Raw genomic sequence first — 17,212 nt, forward strand, 5'->3', positions numbered from 1 at the left:
CTGGCGCCCTGGCAAAATTCGCTGCACTCCGGTCCTCAATCCACAGAGATCCATGCAAAACGCTCGATTCCATTCCTCCGGTCCGCGCCTTCCCTGGATGCTTATCCCCCTCGTTCGCCTGCTTCGGTGGGGCCGCGAGCGACTGGAGGCCATAACCGGCCAGCCGGGGGCGGGACGCGACGGATCGCTCGACGTGGGGGGCGCTCTTCTTCTGGTCGGTGCCATCACCCTGGTGGCACTGGTGGGGGCGCCCCCGCTCTTGACGGTCGGCGGCGGCATTGGGGGCGCGGTTCTGTTTGTGTTGGCACGGACCTGGATTGTGGTACAGGAACGGCAGGCCGCGTAGCGCCTGTCCCCGCGTTTCTCGAATGATTCCTCTTCTTCCATGGGCAGTTTCGAAACCGTGCGTGAGGCGCTGCAGGCGCTTCGCGCCAACAAATTGCGCTCCGCCCTCACCCTCCTCGGGATCGTCATCGGCGTCTTTGCGGTCATCGCCGCCGTGACGGCTGTGGACGTGATCGACCTCTACTTTAAGAGTTCGATTCAGGGACTGGGAGCGTCCACCTTTTCGGTGGAGCGATACGACTACGCGGGAGGCGACGGGCCAGAGCAGTACCATCCTCCGATCACGTACAATCAGGTGCAGCGCCTCAAGGAGCGGACGGGGGGCAACCTGACGGTAAGCGTGAGCGAGCGGTTCGACGCTCGGGTAAAAGCGCAGTCGCGGCGCCACGAGACGAATCCCAACATTACTCTCTACGGCACCGGCGAGGCGTTTCTGGGCAACTTCGGCTACGAGATGCGCTTGGGACGCCCGCTCGCCGCACAGGACGTGCAGAACGCGCGCCCCGTGGCCCTGCTCGGCTCCGCCGTGGCCGAGACCCTCTTCCCGGCCACCAGTCCACTCGGCAAAAGCGTCCGGGTGGGGCGGGTGCGGCTTCAGGTTGTGGGGGTGCTCGAGAAGAAGGCCGGACTCTTCCGCGACCCCAACACGCGGGTGTATGCGCCCATCACGTATCTCTTTGCCACCTACGGGGGCGGGGGGCGCAGCATGGATGACACGCGCGTCCGGGCGGCGTCGGCCGCGCAACTCCCGGCGGCCAAGGAAGCGGTGCGCAGCAACCTGCGCGTGATCCGTCAGGTGGAGGCCGGGGCCCCGAGCACCTTCAACATCGAATCGAGCGATTTCCTCCGTAGTACCTTCTCCGAGTTTACGAAAAACCTTACGCTGGGCGGGGCGCTCGTCGGATTCATCTCACTGCTGGCCGCCGGGGTGGGCATCATGAACATCATGCTCGTCTCCGTCACCGAGCGGACCAAAGAGATCGGCATCCGCAAGGCGGTGGGGGCCAAGTGGCGCAACATTCTGGGCCAGTTCCTGCTGGAGGCCATCATCTTGTGCCAGATCGGCGGCTTGATCGGGATTGTGCTTGGGGGGCTCGGGGGCAACATCGCGGCGCTTTACTGGGACATCAGCCCGTCTTTCCCGTGGGTGTGGGCCGGCATCGCCGTAGGGGGGGTCACCGTACTGGCCGTCATTTTCGGTGGATACCCTGCCTACAAAGCGGCCCGCCTCGATCCTATTGATTCCCTCCGGTACGAGTAATTCTTCACTGCCCGCCGTTCATTCTCTCACCATGCTCCTCTTCGGTTCCATGCAACGATTCGTCTCGTTCCGCCTCGCCGCCGCTGGCGGAGGCGTTCTCGCTCTTCTCCTGGTGCTCGGGGCCTTTGCGCCGAGCAGCCACGCGCAGCAGTCCCGGGATACGACGCAGATCACGTTCGACGAGGCTGTGCGCACCGCCCTCGATCAGAACACGAACGTCAAGCGGGCGCAGGCACAGGCTCGGCAGTCCAACGTGGAGGTCCGCGCCGAGTGGATGGACTTCGCCCCCGACCTCAGCCTCAGTACGGATCTTTCCCGTCGCGTAGGGCGCAACTTCAGTCAGGTGACGGGAAGCTTTACCACCCAGTCGACCGACCGCTTCGGCCTGACCGGGAGATCGAGCGTCACGCTCTTCAACGGTTTCGAGAACGTGTCCTCGCTCCAGCAGGCTCAGCAGCAGGCTACGGCGGACAAGACGAACCTGAAGCGCACACGGCGGGAAGTGGCGTTTACCGTGATGGATCAGTTCATTTCACTCGTGGAGAGCCGCGAAATCGTGCGCGTGCGCAGGGAGCAGGTGCAGGCACAACGGAAGCGGCTGCGTCAGATTCGCGAGTTCGTGGACGCGGGCTCACGGCCCAAGTCGGACGAGTTCACGGCCGAGGCCGACCTGGCCGAGGCCGAGCAGCAGCTTCTGCAGGCCAAGCGGGAACGGGAGGTGGCCAAGACCCAGCTCATACAGACGCTCCAGCTCAATCCCCGCCAGGCCTACGACTTTCAGGTGCCTGATCTGGAGGAGGCCACCCTAGGCGCTGCCCAGTATGACCTGTCCGCCCTCATCAACGAGGCGTTTCGGAAGCGTCTCGACCTGAAGGTGGCACAGGCCGAGCGGCGGGCCGCTCAGCAGGGCATCCGGTCTGCGAAGGCGTCGTACTACCCAAGCCTCTCGATCAGCGGTCGGTACGGCACCGACTGGTCGAGCCGAGGGCGTCTTCCGGATCCCGACGGCCAAGGGTTTATCAGTCCGGGCTTCACAGAGCAGCTCGACAATAACCGCGGGGGAGGGATTTCGCTGTCTCTGAACATCCCGATTTTTAACCGGCTCCAGCGCAGCACGCAGGTGGAGCAGGCGCAGGTGCGTGCCCAGAACGCAAAGTATCAGCTTCAGGACAAGCGCCAGCAGGTGGCCCTGCAGGTGCGACAGTCCTACCTCGACTACAAGAACGCCGTGCAGCAGCTGGAGGCAGCCAACAAGCGCCTGCGGGCCGCTAAACGTGCCCGCACTGCCGCTCAGGAACGCTACCAGCTCGGCTCCGCCGACATCGTGGAGCTGCAGAACGCGATCCGCGACTACGTCGACGCGGCGAGCCAGCAGGTGCGAGCCCGGTACCAGCTCATCCTCCAGCAGAAGCGGATCGACTACAACGTGGGCCGCCTCTCGCCAAGCGAGCCGCTCCTCGGCCAGCCAGCGACACAGTAGTTTCGTTGACGTTCCTTTCGTGCCTCCCAATAGAACCCCCTCTCTTTAGTCATGGCATCTTCAAGTGGCACTTCGAATCGCATGTTGTACGCGGGCGGGAGCCTGTTGGCCGTCCTTTTGATGGTCGGCGGACTCGGCTGGCAGCTTGGATGGTTTGGCGGCGAGACGTCCGGCCTCCGCGTCGAGACCGAGAAGGCCCAGCGCCGCACCATCACGCAAACCGTAACGGCCTTCGGGCGTGCCAAGCCGGAGGTGAAGGTGACCATTACTCCCGATGTGCCGGGCGAGATCGTAGCGCTTCCAGTGCAAGAGGGGGACGTGGTGCAGAAGGGCGACCTGCTTGCCCGTCTCAAGCCGGACGACTACCAGGCGGCGGTAGAGCGGGCCCAGGCTCAGGTCTCGGAGGCGAAGGCTACGCTCGCTCAGCGACGAGCCGACTCGATCCAGGCACGTCGGACCTTCGAACGGAAGAAGAAGCTCTATGAGAAAGGGGTCATTCCCGAGAGCAAGTTCTACGACGCTAAGACGAGTTACACGCAGGCCAAAGCCCGGCTTGAAGCTGCCCACTTCCGGGTAGAGAGTGCCAAGGCCGACCTCCGGGACGCCCGCGAGCAGCTCCAAAAGACGCGTCTCTACGCCCCGATGAACGGCACGGTGAGTAAGCTTACTGTGGAGGTGGGCGAACGCGTGGTGGGTACGCAGCAGCGATCTGGAACCAAGATGATGAACATTGCGCGGCTCGACCGTATGGAATTGAAAGTGGACGTTAACGAGAATGACGTCATCAACGTGGCCGGGGGTGACACGGCACGTGTCGAGTTCGACGCCTATCCAGATCGCTCCTTTCAGGGTAAGGTGACGGAGATTGCCAACGCCGCCCGAATTCAGAATCAGGGAAGCCAAAACGAGGTGACTAACTTCCCGGTCACGATCCGCATCCTCGGAAACCCGAACGCAGGCCCGGCCGCGACCCGAGCAGGAGGAGGCCTGGCTCGCCCGGAGCGACCCGCTGAAAGCGGCGCTGGTCCGGTCATCCGACCCGGCATGAGTGGCTCAGTAGACATTTACACGGAAACCGTCAACGATGCCGTGGCGGTCCCGATTCAGGCCGTCACCGTCCGCGACTTCAACGAGGTGGGCCCCGGAGCCGATACCACCAAGCAAAAACAGTCAGCCGAGGAGGACCTTCGCAAAGTCGTTTTCGTGGCCGAAGCCGACTCGGCCCGGATGGTGGAGGTCACCACCGGCATCGCCGACGACACCTACATGGAAATCAAGTCGGGCCTGGAAGGGGGCGAGACGGTTATCACGGGCCCGTACAGCGCTGTCAGCCGCGAGTTGGAGCAGGGGGACAAGATTCAAACCCGTAGCGGCGGGTCCCAGGCTGGCGGACCACTCGCCACGACGCAGTAGATGGTCAGGGACGAATGGAGGTATGGAGGGGGGCGTCTCGTCACCGCGCTCCTCCCCCCTCGATCCTCTCAGTCCGGCCCGAAGTGCGACCGTTCGTCCAGGAGTTACTCATCGACCCTTTGCTCACAGTATCGCACGCACCGATCATGGAAGCACTCGCCACCGACGAGACACCGACTCCCGCTACTGAGCACTCCCTCATCGAAGTGAACGACCTAAAGAAGCGGTACATGATGGGGAGCCAGGAGGTGTGGGCGCTCGACGGGGTCAGCCTCTCGATCGAAGAGGGGGACTACGTGGCCGTCATGGGTCCCTCCGGCTCCGGCAAGTCGACGCTCATGAACATGCTTGGCTGCCTCGACACGCCCACCAGCGGCACGTACCACCTGCGGGGCGAGGACGTGAGCACGTTCTCCGACAACGAGCTTGCAGAGATCCGCAACCACGAGATTGGGTTTGTCTTTCAGACGTTCAACCTGCTGCCGCGCGTCAACTGCCTGCGAAACGCCGAGCTGCCGCTCATCTACGCCGGCATGTCCAAGCGCGATCGGCGCGAGCGGGCGACCGAGGCGCTCCGCAACGTAGGCCTGGGCGACCGGCTCGACCACCGCCCCAACGAGCTGTCGGGCGGTCAGCGCCAGCGCGTAGCCACGGCCCGGGCGCTCGTGAACGATCCGTCGCTCCTCCTGGCCGACGAGCCGACCGGAAACCTCGACACGGAGACCGGCGACGAAATCATGCAGCTGCTGGAGGCCCTGCACCGCCAGGGCAACACCATCTTGCTGGTGACCCACGAGGAGCCCATCGCCCACCACGCCCGCCGCATTATTCACCTCCGCGACGGCAAGCTGGAGCACACCGAGACGGTCGATCAGCCTGCACTGGCGGACGAGGAAATCGAGTTGGGATGAAGAGCTATGGCACTGGGCAGGGAAACGTGACCATGGACGCCAGGCCCGTTGGTGGGGGGCGCAGAAGGTTGAGCAGTCCATCCCTTCGTTCGCAGGCCGCGCCGAACCGCGCCAGAGCAACTCTCCCAATTTCTTACTACGCCGATGATACGCCCTCAAGCGTTCTGGAGCGTCTCCATCATCGCGCTTTCGGTAATCTTTTTGGCCGGTGCAGTCCACGCACAGCCGGACACGTCTAAGACAATCCGGGGTCGGGTGGTGGATGCCGAAACAGGCACCCCTCTTCCCCAGGCTAATCTCCGCATCGCGGACACCTACCAGGGCACGATTACGAACGCGAATGGCCAATATACGCTCGAGGTTGACAGCCTCCCGGCCACGGTCGTCGTCCGCTACGTGGGGTATGAGTCGGCCCGGCGCCGCGTTACGGCCGATACAGAGCCGCGGCAGACCTTCCGGCTCACGCCGTCGTCGGTGCAGATGGAGGAGGTTGTTGTCACCGGCACGGGGAATCCCGGCGAATCCATCATGCAGCGCGTCATTGAGCGCAAGCAGGAGTGGTGGCCGGACCTGAAGAGCTATTCCGTAGAGGCCTACAACCGGTTCACGCTGGCCAGCGACACCACCATCGCGGCCATTGCCGAAAGCCGGACGACTGCCTTCTGGAAACGGGGGCGCGGCACCCGTGAGGTCGTTCGATTCCAGCGCGGCACTGCCAACCTTCAGGACATCGCCGGTTCGGCCCTCCCGGCCGCCTCGGCGGTCTTCAACCTGTACGCAGACAACACTGAGGTCTTCGGCAACCGCCTCGTGGGGGTGACCCACCCCGACGCACTCGACTACTACAACTTCACGCTCGACACCACGCGGGCCATCAACGGGCGGCGGGCATTTCGCATCCGCGTGGAACCGGAGAGCCGCCTCTCGTCCACCTTTCAGGGCACGGTCACTGTGCTCGACAGCACCTACGCCCTGCTGGAGGCGAAGCTCCGCCCGACGACCTCGCTGAGCACGTCGCGCGTGCTGAAAGAGGTCGACATCACCTTCGAGCAGCAGTTCTCGAACTTCGGCGGCCCGTACTGGCTCCCCGTCGACTTCCGGGCCCGACGCACGCTCGATGTACAGCTGTCGGCGCTGGTGTCGTTCTCGGACATCAGTATTCGGCAGGTCAGCCGCCTGAGCGATTACCAAATCAACGTGCCCGTCCCCGACTCGCTCTACGACGACACCACCGAGACGGTCGCGGCGATGCCCGACAGTGTCTCAATCCTCGGCTCGTCCTCCGACACCGAGAGCCTGGACTCGCTCAGTGGGGACGGCCCCTTTGTGCCCTACTCGCAGACCGAGCGTACGGCGTACCAGCGCATCGACAGTACAGACACAATTCGGAAGTCCTTCGACCCCGGTGGTCTCCTGGGGTGGCTCCAGGACCTCGGCGTCACCGACGGGAACCTTTTGGGCGATGAGGAGCAGTCCGGCGACGACGAGGCCAACGACGGAACGGACGGAGATTCTCTGGACGTGGTGGACGTGTCCGCGAGGCCCGCCGGGCTGCGTTACAACCGCGTGGAGGGGGCGCACGTCGGCGGACGGGTGGGCCTAGACGTCGGACCGGTCGAGGTTGGGGGGCGGGTTGGCTATAGCACCGGCCCCTCAGGAAGCACGAAGTGGTCCTACGGCGGAGGGGTCACGGCGGACCTATCAGCCAGCACGACGCTCGGCGTGCGCTACCACTACGGCATCGCTCCTCGCTATCGCGCCCGGTCGCGCATCGCCCCGCTCTGGGCGCGCCTCTCGAACAGCCTCTGGATGCTCGCGGGGGAACCGGAGTACTTCGACTACTTCGGAAATGAGCGTTTTCGGGTGTCCGTACGGCAGGCGTTTTCCGGTCCGGAGCTGGACCTTGAGCTCCAGGTCCGCAACGAGCGCCACTTCTCGGTCGCCAAGACGACCGACTACAACGTGCTCGGTCGCTCGATCACACAGCCCGCGAATCCCTCCGTGGACGAGGGATGGTTGCGCTCGGTGGCGCTTTCGGCCACGCTCGGCGGCGGCGGGCTGCTGGGGGTGACTCCCCTCAACCGCGTGCAGGCCTCTGTCGAGCACAGCGACCCGGGGCTGGCGGCGAGCGACTTCGACTTCACCCGGGTCGAGGTGGTGGCCGACGCCCGGATCGAGACCTTTTTCCAGCGCCGGTTGCTTCCGAACACCCTGGATCTCCGGCTCGACGCGGGGGCCTCGCTGGGTACTCTTCCTCTGCAGCGTTTTGGCGTCATTGAAGCAAGTCCGCTGCCCTACACGCCGTTCGGCGCCCTCCGCACGCTTGACGACCGGCCCTATCAGGGTGAGCACCACGTGGCCTTCTTCTGGGAGCACAACTTCCGCACGGTGCCCTTCGAGCTGATCGGGTGGCAGGCCCCGGTCGACCAGGACATTGGGATCATCGTGCACGGGGGCCACGGGCGCACCTGGATCGAAGACGATACCGAGCAGCGGCTCGCCCGACGAGGCGTCGCGGTGCGGACCTCAGACGGACTCCACCACGAGCTCGGCCTGTCGATCAACGGCCTCCTCTACGACTCTCTGCGTCTCGACGTCACCAAGCGTCTCGACGCGTCCGGGTTCAGCATCGGCGTGAGCGTGCTTCGGTTTCTGTAGGTGAAAGTGGGAAGGTGTAAAAGATGGGCAAATTGGAAGATTGGAGAAGAGGAGTCCAGGCGAGGGAGGGGCAGCGAAGGGACGATTCGATGGAGGGATATTGGGGCGTCCCGACGCAATCGTCTTTCCTCAGTCGGAACGGTGGGGGGGAGCTCGTGGCAGGTGGGCTTCTCGAAGCCGCTGCGCTCCTTGTGCCCATGTTGAAGCAGGACATCCGGACCGACGGGCTGCTCCTCCTACAACTGCCCTAGGCCGACGGGCTTGGGGGGCTCGGCGGCGCGGTGGGGGGTGGACTGTGGCAGTACTTCCGCGGGCGCTACGGGCGGCCGTCCCCAATCGGAAGGGAATAGGTTCCACCCGTGCCCGCGGTCGAGAACAGCATGGGTCTGATTGTATTCGTTCCAACCTCTGATTTGTCTTTCATCGACACCGGAGCGTTGCGATGAGTAACTCGTCGTCCGATACGTCCGAGTCCCCCCGCCTGGACCGTTCGGAGACGACCTTCGTCGGCGTGTCTATGGTCCAGGCGCAGCTCGTCGGTGGGGGGCTTGCGGTCGGGCTTCTCGCCGTCCCGCTGAGTGCCCACTTGTTTCTCTGGGGGGCACCGTCGGGGTCGGACGCGCTCGGACCGGACGCCTTCTTCGGGTTTTCCGTCGCTATCCTCGTTGGCATTCTGGTCCACGAGGGCCTGCACGGCATTGGGTTTCGGTGGGGCGGCGCCGACTGGTCGGCGGTCGAGTTTGGGTTCAGTTGGCGCGGCCTTGCGCCCTATGCGCACTGCGACGCCCCGTTGCGCTGCGCCCCATACCGCCGGGCAATCGCGCTACCGGGCCTCGTGCTCGGGGGCGGGCCGTTGGCCGTGGGCCTGGGAGCCGGTCACTGGGGCATCACTGGGTTTGGTGCCGTGATGCTGGCGGCCGCAGGAGGCGATTTCCTCATCCTGTGGCTGCTCCGGACCGTGCCCCGTCGGGCCTGGGTGCGGGACCACCCCAGTCAGGTGGGCGCGCTCGTCCTCGGGGGCCCTTCCGCCGACGAGGCCCCGGCGCTGGCCTTTGACCTCGACGCGGAAGCAAGTGCACACCAGAAGGGGGCCGACGACGGCACGTAGGTCCGTCCTCTGCACGCACCGGTGCGTTTCGGCACGCGGAGGGCCCCGGCGCGTCCGCTGAGTAGCCTATTCCCACCGGGAGGCAGGACGTCGCTGGCAGAGAAGATTTTAGAGGCGGAAGGCCACATCCCGTGAGACGTTGGGCCGCCCGGGCGGAGGCCCGGAGGAAAGATCACATCTCCCCTCGCGGTACGCGTCGGAGCGAGGGATTTTGTCGCGGTCCTTCTTCTCCGTCGCCTGTTTGGGTCCGTGCGTGAACGCATGCACGACGCACGCTGCCAGGGTCGAAGGCATCGTGGCGAGCCCTGTACATGTACTCAATGCGCATCCCGTCCCCGGCTCGCCTCCGGTGATGCCCTGAACCGCGGTTTGGCGTCTTTTTCCCAAACGGAGGAGGGGTTCTCGAATCCCTGCAGTTGGGGAAAAGGTTGATTCAGTGCCCGTAACCACGCAATTCGCCTACCGCCTGCCCCCATCGCTCATGTCGGAACCCGATCCTGCGTCCGAAGAGTCTTCCCTCCGCCCCAAACGGCTGTGGACGACGCTTCGGCGCATCTTCCAGTTCGGCTGGCCCTACCGTGTTCGCCTCGTGGCCGCCGTGCTGCTCACCGTGTTGGGAGCAGCGGTCGCACTCGTGGTGCCGCTGGGCCTGCGTGAGCTGGTCGACGCCGTCTTTCAGGACGAAAATCGGGCGCTGCTCGACTGGCTGACCCTGGCGCTCATTGTGCTCTTTCTGGCCCGGTCCGCAGCGGCGTTTGGGGGCAAGTACCTGCTGGGCTGGACCGGCGAGCGCGTGGTGGCCGACCTGCGGAAAAAGGTGTACCGCCACCTCCACCGGCAGAGCCTCCTTTTCTTTACCGACCACCGTACGGGCGATCTCACCTCGCGCCTCACCAACGACGTGGGGTCGGTGCGGAGCGCGGTAAAGGACGCGCTCCCCAATTTTCTGACCCAGTCGCTCTCGCTGGTGGGTTCGGTGGCGCTGATGGTGGTGCTCAACTGGCGCCTCAGCCTCATCATCTTCTTCATCGTCCCGGCAGTCACGGGGTTTGCCGTCTACTTCGGGCGCAAGATTCGGGCGCTGGCCCGCGACATCCAGGACCGCCTAGCGGACACGACGGCCGTGGCGGAGGAGGCCCTCGCGTCGATCCGTGTCGTCAAGTCCTTCGCGCGGTCCGACCACGAGGTGGATCGCTACAACGAGGCGGTGGAGGACCTCTTCGGCACGGCGCGGTACCGCGTGCTCGTGTCGGCGCTGTTCGAGTCGACGGTGGGGCTGCTCTTCTTCGCGGCCCTCGTGGCCATCTTCTGGTACGGGGGGATCGAGGTGCTGGCGGGGCGGCTCACGGAGGGCGACCTCGTGGCGTTCGTCTTCTACGCCTTCAACATCGCGCGGAGCGTGAGCAGCATGTCGCAGCTCTACTCCACGTTCAACAGCGCCGCGGGCGCGACCGAGCGCCTGTTCGACCTGCTCGACACGGAGCCGGAGCTTCGGGACGCGCCCGACGCCACCGAGCTTCCGCCGATCGACGGGCACGTGCGCCTGGAGGACGTGACCTTCGCCTACGACGAGGGCGTTCCGGTGCTGCACGACCTCTCGTTCGACGTGTCGGCGGGGCAGACCGTGGCCTTCGTGGGGCCGAGCGGCGCCGGCAAGTCGACCCTCATGAGCCTCCTTCCCCGCTTCTACGCGCCGCAGTCGGGCCGCGTGCGGGTGGACGGGCACGACCTGTCGACGGTGACGCGACGGTCGCTCCGCGAGCAGATCGCGTCGGTGTCGCAGGAGGTGCAGCTCTTCAACACCACCATTGGGGACAACATCCGCTACGGGCGGCTCGACGCGTCCGACGACGCGGTGGTGGAGGCCGCCCGCGCGGCCAACGCCCACGACTTCATCGTGGACATGCCGGACGGCTACGCCACGGCGGTGGGCGAGCGGGGCGTGAAGCTGAGCGGGGGGCAGCGCCAGCGCGTGGCGATCGCCCGGGCGCTTCTGCGCGACGCGCGCCTCCTGCTCCTCGACGAAGCCACCTCGTCGCTCGACTCTGCGTCGGAGGCGCTCGTGCAAGAGGCGCTGGAGCGGCTCATGGAGGGGCGCACCACCTTCATCATCGCACATCGGCTCTCCACGGTGCAGACTGCCGACCGGCTCTTCGTGCTCGACGACGGCCGCATCGTGCAGCGGGGCACGCACGCCGAACTGATGCGGGAAGAAGGACTCTACCGTCGGCTGGCCTCCTACCAGTTCCGCAAGCCCAGTGAAAGAGAGGAAGAACTGGTCGGCTAATCCGTCCCGTTCCGCAGCGCCTCCAGCGCCTCCTGTGTCGCGTCGTCCATAGGAAGCGTCTCCATGCGCTTCTCAAGTGTTGCGACCGTCGTGCCGACCTGCCACGAGACGGGGGCGTCCGGGGCCTGCAGCAGGTGGCGGTAGAGGAGGAGCGCGCGGCCAAAGCAGTGCCCCGCCTTTTCGGGATCGTCGCGGTACCCATGCGTCTCGCCCATCCGGTGGAGCGCCTGGGCGAGGGTTTGGGCCACGTTCGGGACGAAGGTCCCGTTCTCGCGGCACAGCTCCAAGAGTGCGTCGGGCGGGAGGGTGCGCAGGTCTTCCGCCCGCCCGTCGAGGTGCGTCTTGCAGGCCTCGTCGATTTGGCGAAGGGTCTCCTCGGGCTGCTCACGGTGCGACTGGCCCAACAGGGTCGCAATCGCCTTCGTGAACTGACGGATCTGCCGCATGAGCACGTCTCTCTGAATCATAACACGGGGGCAACGGAAGCCGGGCGAATGAGCAAGGGCAAACGTGCGGGGGGCTCGGAGGAAGCGCTGTTGGAACCACGCCCGCGGGCGACCCCTTACGTGCACGAGCGCCGCGACGTTTTCGCGACACTGTGCCGCGCTTGCGCTGCGCCCGTCCAACCCACATCGTGTCCTCATGCGTCTCCGTGTAGCCCTCCGCTGCCTCCTCACCGCCGGTCTCGTCGCGCTGGGGCTCGGGTGTGGCGAACCGGCGGGCGAGGACTCATCTAACGACCTGCCGTTCGGGGTGGAGGCGACGCGACTGGGCGCAGATGCGGACGTGCAGCCGCTCCTTGAGGGCCCGTCGCTGATGCTACAGGGCGACGGTGCTCCCCTTGACACCGCCTTTCAGGCCCATGCCGAACGGGTGGCCGATCGGCCGCTCGATGTGGTCGTCCTGGCCGCCTCGTTCCCGTCGGACGGAAGCTCCACGCCGGAGTGCGATCGGCTCGTCGACTTGGGACGTGTGCATTCCTGCGAGACCATCACGATCCCCGACCCCCGTGGGGCCGACGTGGACCGTGTGGCCGAGACCGTGCGGCGGGCCGAGGTGGTGTACTTTGCCGGGGGCAATCAGTGCAACTACGTGGACTGGGCCGGACGGGTGGTCCACACCGCCGTGATCGACGTGTTCGAGCGAGGGGGCGGAGTGGGCGGCGGAAGCGCCGGGCTTGCCATCCAGGGCGACGTGGCGTACGACGGGTGCACGGGCAGCGTCCGCTCCGACGAGGCGCTTGCCGATCCCTACGACGAACGGATCCACTTCACCGACGACTACTTCGACTGGCCCGCGCTGGATCGCGTCATCACCGACAGCCACTTCCGGGCTCGCGACCGCATGGGGCGTCTCATCACCTTTGTCGCCCGTCAGATGAAGGCGACGGGCGCCAACGCGTTTTTCGGGCTGGGCGTGAACGAAGGGGCGGCCCTCGTCGTCGATTCTGCGGGCGTGGGGACGGTGTACGGCGGGCGGGCGTACCTCGTCCACGGGGGGCATTCCCCCGAGCGGGTGGAGCCCGGCACGCCGCTCACCTACGCCGACGTGCAGATCGTCCGACTGCCGCGGGGCACGACGTACGACCTCACCGAGCGCCCCCTGGATCAGGCCTACACGCGGAGCGTGGAGGCTGGATCGCTGTCGGCCAATCCGTATCGTCCGGACTAACCGACCCCGGAGCGCTCCTCGGACAGGGAGGAACTCGAGGGCGTGCAAATGAGAACAGGCGTCCGCCCCAACAAAAAAAGCAGCCAGCCCCCGCGAGTTGGGAGCGGGCTGCTTCGGGATTGATCGAAGGCTGGTGGAGGCAAGGAGGGGGCGACTTACTCGTCGCCCGCGTCGTACGAAAAGCTCTCCTGTACCGACCGGTCCTGCTTGTGGACGACGAGCTGGCTGGGCGCGTGCTCTCTGGCCGTGTCCCGGGCCGCACTCACCGCCTCCTTCTTCGTGTCGTGTGAGCTCGCGTACTCCTCGTCCCCTTCGATTGTAACGACCCAGCCCTCGTCGTTGGGCACGACGTGCAAGACCCGCTCTTCAGTCGCGGCCGCCCGCCGCTCCTCAAGCATCTTCTCCGAAAGGGCCTCCAGCTTCTCGGAGAGCTCCCGCACCCGGCGGGAAAGGTCTCGTACCTCCTTGCGGGTTGGCACCCCGATGCGTCTGAGGGTGTCCGACACGGCCTTGTCGACCGACGCGGTCGCGTCGTCGAGGCGCTGGGTGACATCTTCTACAAGAGCCTCCTGCTGCTCGCGGAGATTTTCGGTCGCCTCTTCAATCTGGTCCCGGCGCGTCTCTTGGTATTGTTTGCCGCGCTCGACGAGCGTCTCGAACACTCTGTCCCCCTCCTCCTCGAGCCGTTCGAGCGCCCCGAGACCAGCGAGCCAGACTTCGCGGGCGCGCCCTGACACCTCGTCGGGAAAATTCTGTAGAGAGAACCCCTTGCGCTCTGAGCTTGGTTTTTCGTTGTTCGTGGCCGCCATGACGAGTCCTAAAACTTGGTGGGTGGGCCTGCGAGACGAAAGAAAAATGTCGCGTTACAATTATCAAATCTGAAAGTAACGCAGCGCGTCATTGATTCCTAGTGAGATTGACACGGCGCGTTAACCCGTCGGATTCACCAGAGTTTGGAACGTAAAGCTCGGGATTTGGGACTTGAAACGAGAAACAGGACACCGAGATCGGCGATGCGCAGAATAGGTAGGCAGGGCAGAAGTAGGAAGAAGGTGGTGAGTTGGAAGGAGACCGCTGGAGATCCGTCTGGACTGAGGCCCGTAGACAAGAGAGCTGGGAGGGAGGGGGCAGTCCACGATCCCCAGAACCAGACGCAGGACAGATGCGGATTCAGCGTTATGCCGTCTACGAAGAGTTGCCGTACCAAATGTTCAACGTCAACGATGCGGGCTTACGGCTCGACTCCGAAACTCCCCAGGTTGGGTGAGGCAGGCCACGCACGAGGTTCTCGTCTGTAAAGCCTCCGGCTGTTCTCAGGGGAATAGATGTCTTCGATTGGAGGCGCGGAGGCCTCTACTTCTGGGAGGAGGCCTCAGCCTTCTCCTGCCCGCCGCTCAGCGTCCATGGCTCCCGTGGATTCTGACGGGCCAGGTACTGGTTCGCCTCCGACACGTTCGTCACCGTTCCTTTCTCTGCGTCCCAACGGAGCTTCCGACCTCCCGCCCGCAGGGACACCAATCCCAGCAGCATCGTCTCCGTCAGCCGTGAGGCGTACTCAAAACTGGAGGTGGCCTCCGCCTGCCCCTTGATTGCCCGCACCCAGTTCATCTCGTGGTTCTCCGCCTCAACGCGCTCGAACTGCTGGGGCGGCTTTCCAATCTCTTTGTCCTTCTCGGCCGGCAAGATGCGCGGGTTTTCTCCGTAGGTCCCGTGCAGGAGGGTGGCCTCCTCCCCCACTAGCAGCGCTCCCCCATTGGGATTGAGCTGTTTCTCCTCCGGAAGCCCCTCGGGCCGTTCCGGCCTCAAGCCGCCGTCGTACCACGTCATCTTTACTGCCGACCGGTCGCCGCGCTCCGGGAAGTGGTAGTGGGTCATGGTGGCCTGCGGCCAGCTCTCGCCGTTGAAGGCCGTAGAGCGGGTCTGGATCGTCTCCGGGGCCTCCAGCTCCAGCGCCCAGTAGGGGTGATCGATCAGGTGGGCGCCCATGTCCCCCAGGCCGCCAGTTCCCCAGTCTACCCATCCCCGCCAATTGAACGGATGAAACGCCTCGTTGTAGGGCTCCGCCGCCGAGGGGCCCAGCCACAGGTCCCACTTCATCTGATCGGGAACGCGCTGGATGGCGCTCGGCATCTCTTGGCCCTGCGGCCAGATGGGCCGGTTGGTCCAGACGTGAACCGCTTGCACCTCGCCGAGGGCCCCGCTACGGACGTACTCGTTGACCAGCCGGGCGTCGTCGCTGGAGTGGCCCTGATTGCCCATTTGGGTGACCACCCCGGTCTGGCGGGCCAGTTCGCGGAGTCGGCGGGCCTCGTCGACCGACCAGGTCAGCGGCTTCTGCGTGTAGACCGGAAGGCCACGCTGCATCACGTCGGCGGTGATGGTCGCGTGGGTGTGGTCCGGGGTGGCGATGATGACCCCATCGATCTTGCCGGCCATCTCGTCGAGCATCCGCCGGTAGTCGTAGTACGTGGCCGCGTCGGGATACCTGTCGAAGACCTCGGAGGCGTAATCGTGGTCAACGTCGGCGAGGGCAACGATGTTTTCGGACTGGGCGACGTTGTCGACGTTTCGTCCCCCAACCCCGCCTACGCCGATGGCGGCAATGTTGAGCGTATCACTGGGGGCCTGATAATTGGACCCGCCTAGCACGCGGCGCGGGACCACCAGCGGGAGGGCGGCCGCACCGGTTGCTTTCGCTGCTCTGCCGAGGAATGCTCGTCGAGAAAGATCCTGATTGGTCATGGCCTAGTTTGCCTAGCTCTTAGGGGACGTTGAACGGACCCTCCTGCAACCTGCGAACGAAGCTGCTGGCAGCCTTCTCTCAAGTGCCAGCCGCCGGGGGAGGCTTTTCGCAGCCTTGAACTACTGGAGGAGAACTACCCGAAGAATAGAAAGCGAAACGTCGAATGCAAGTCTGTGACGAGAGATTACACAGATAAATATTTTTCCGTCCGCCTCAGGACGCCTCTTCGGAAGGCCCACTGAACGGATCGCTCCTCGGCAGGCCCCGATGCGCGTCGGGTGGGGACTGCGAGACGGGACAGATCACTTCAGCGCGGTCGTCCGACCTGTCATCCTGTCAGCTTAACACACGTTGGTACGTTTTTCGAGAGCTACAACTGATGAGAAGATGAAAAAGGATCGGCACTGAATCGTCCGTTCCGGCAGTGCCGATCCTGCCTGTTGGATTAGCCAATAGACGAATATAAACCCATGAATTTGCAAAAGTTTACAGTAAAAGCTCAGGAGGCCGTGCAGAAAGCAATGGAGCTCGCGGCCTCCAAGAACCATCAGGGCATCGAGCCGCCGCACTTGCTGGAGGCGTTCTTGAGTGACCCGGACAGCGTCGCCGTGTCGATTCTGCGACGCGTGGGGGCGAACGTGGACCGTCTCCGGAAGCACGCCGAGACGGCCATGGAGTCGCTGCCCACGGTGACGGGCGCAAGCGCCGGCGACCAGTACGTCGGCGAGGAGCTGAAGAAGGTGTTCGACCGCGCCCGCGCTGAGGCCGACGTGATGGACGACGAGTACGTGTCGACCGAGCACCTGCTCGTCGGGCTCGTCGAGGGCAAGAACGAGGTCGGGCAGGCCCTGCGCGACCAGGGCGCCTCGAAAGAGCACGTCATGGAGGCGCTCGACGACGTGCGCGGCGGGCAGGGCGCCGACGACCCCCACGCCGAGAGCCGCTACGAGGCGCTCGACCGGTTTGCCCAAGACCTGAACGAGATGGCCCGCGAGGGCGAGATTGACCCGGTCATCGGGCGCGAGCAGGAGATCCGGCGCGTGCTCCAGATCCTGAGTCGCCGGACGAAGAACAACCCGGTGCTCGTCGGCGAGGCCGGCGTGGGGAAGACCGCCATCGCCGAGGGCATCGCCACGCGCATCGTGCAGGGCGACGTGCCTGAGTCGATGCAGTCGAAGCGCATTGTGGCCCTTGACATGGGCGCGCTCCTGGCCGGCTCCAAGTACCGCGGCGAGTTTGAAGATCGCCTCAAGGCCGTCGTCAACGAGGTGTCCGAGTCGGACGGCGAGATCGTCCTCTTCATCGACGAGTTGCACACGCTCGTGGGCGCCGGGG

Annotated in this window: 13 protein-coding genes; 10 read left to right on the forward strand and 3 right to left on the reverse strand. The window is 65.1% G+C overall.

Annotation, left to right across the window (positions count from 1 at the left end; translation table 11 throughout):
• Window positions 1-52: 52 nt before the first annotated feature.
• From ABEL04_RS11110 to ABEL04_RS11145, 8 genes are all read left to right on the forward strand, one after another.
• Window positions 53-346: a hypothetical protein gene (locus ABEL04_RS11110; protein ID WP_375802463.1), complete on the forward strand. Its 294-nt coding sequence runs from the start codon at window positions 53-55 to the stop codon at window positions 344-346.
• Between the two features lie 39 nt (window positions 347-385).
• A complete protein-coding gene (locus ABEL04_RS11115) occupies window positions 386-1,606 on the forward strand; it encodes an ABC transporter permease (protein WP_375802464.1) in 1,221 nt (406 codons plus the stop codon).
• 49 nt (window positions 1,607-1,655) lie between these two features.
• Entirely contained in the window at window positions 1,656-3,086 is a 1,431-nt protein-coding gene (locus tag ABEL04_RS11120; RefSeq protein WP_375802465.1) for a TolC family protein, read from the forward strand.
• Between the two features lie 51 nt (window positions 3,087-3,137).
• Complete coding sequence (locus ABEL04_RS11125) at window positions 3,138-4,499, forward strand: efflux RND transporter periplasmic adaptor subunit (RefSeq protein ID WP_375802466.1); 1,362 nt, start codon at window positions 3,138-3,140, stop codon at window positions 4,497-4,499.
• A gap of 146 nt (window positions 4,500-4,645) precedes the next feature.
• Entirely contained in the window at window positions 4,646-5,410 is a 765-nt protein-coding gene (locus tag ABEL04_RS11130) for an ABC transporter ATP-binding protein (protein ID WP_375802467.1), read from the forward strand.
• Window positions 5,411-5,554: 144 nt separating this feature from the next.
• Window positions 5,555-8,068, forward strand: coding sequence for a DUF5686 family protein (locus ABEL04_RS11135; RefSeq protein ID WP_375802468.1), 2,514 nt, complete (start codon window positions 5,555-5,557; stop codon window positions 8,066-8,068).
• 442 nt (window positions 8,069-8,510) lie between these two features.
• The gene (locus ABEL04_RS11140) at window positions 8,511-9,176 is read left to right on the forward strand and encodes a DUF3267 domain-containing protein (RefSeq protein WP_375802469.1); all 666 of its coding nucleotides are present in this window, start codon (window positions 8,511-8,513) and stop codon (window positions 9,174-9,176) included.
• 481 nt (window positions 9,177-9,657) lie between these two features.
• Window positions 9,658-11,463: an ABC transporter ATP-binding protein gene (locus ABEL04_RS11145; RefSeq protein ID WP_375802470.1), complete on the forward strand. Its 1,806-nt coding sequence runs from the start codon at window positions 9,658-9,660 to the stop codon at window positions 11,461-11,463.
• On the opposite strand, the gene ABEL04_RS11150 is transcribed toward ABEL04_RS11145, so the two are convergent.
• On the reverse strand, window positions 11,460-11,930 hold the full coding sequence (locus tag ABEL04_RS11150; protein WP_375802471.1) for a hypothetical protein: 471 nt from the start codon (window positions 11,928-11,930) through the stop codon (window positions 11,460-11,462). The genes ABEL04_RS11145 and ABEL04_RS11150 overlap by 4 nt on opposite strands.
• A gap of 175 nt (window positions 11,931-12,105) precedes the next feature.
• On the opposite strand from ABEL04_RS11150, the gene ABEL04_RS11155 reads away from it, so the two are divergent.
• On the forward strand, window positions 12,106-13,134 hold the full coding sequence (locus tag ABEL04_RS11155; RefSeq protein ID WP_375802472.1) for a cyanophycinase: 1,029 nt from the start codon (window positions 12,106-12,108) through the stop codon (window positions 13,132-13,134).
• A gap of 155 nt (window positions 13,135-13,289) precedes the next feature.
• Here the strand turns inward: ABEL04_RS11155 and ABEL04_RS11160 are convergent, their stop codons facing one another.
• Both ABEL04_RS11160 and ABEL04_RS11165 read right to left on the reverse strand, forming a co-directional pair.
• On the reverse strand, window positions 13,290-13,943 hold the full coding sequence (locus ABEL04_RS11160; RefSeq protein ID WP_375802473.1) for a phasin family protein: 654 nt from the start codon (window positions 13,941-13,943) through the stop codon (window positions 13,290-13,292).
• Window positions 13,944-14,487: 544 nt separating this feature from the next.
• Window positions 14,488-15,876: a Gfo/Idh/MocA family protein gene (locus tag ABEL04_RS11165; protein ID WP_375802474.1), complete on the reverse strand. Its 1,389-nt coding sequence runs from the start codon at window positions 15,874-15,876 to the stop codon at window positions 14,488-14,490.
• Window positions 15,877-16,347: 471 nt separating this feature from the next.
• On the opposite strand from ABEL04_RS11165, the gene ABEL04_RS11170 reads away from it, so the two are divergent.
• The coding region (locus ABEL04_RS11170) for a Clp protease N-terminal domain-containing protein (RefSeq protein ID WP_375802475.1) at window positions 16,348-17,212 on the forward strand (865 nt) is incomplete at its 3' end.

Origin of the sequence: Salinibacter sp., assembly GCF_042218895.1 — a bacterium.
GTDB lineage: Bacteria > Bacteroidota > Rhodothermia > Rhodothermales > Salinibacteraceae > Salinibacter.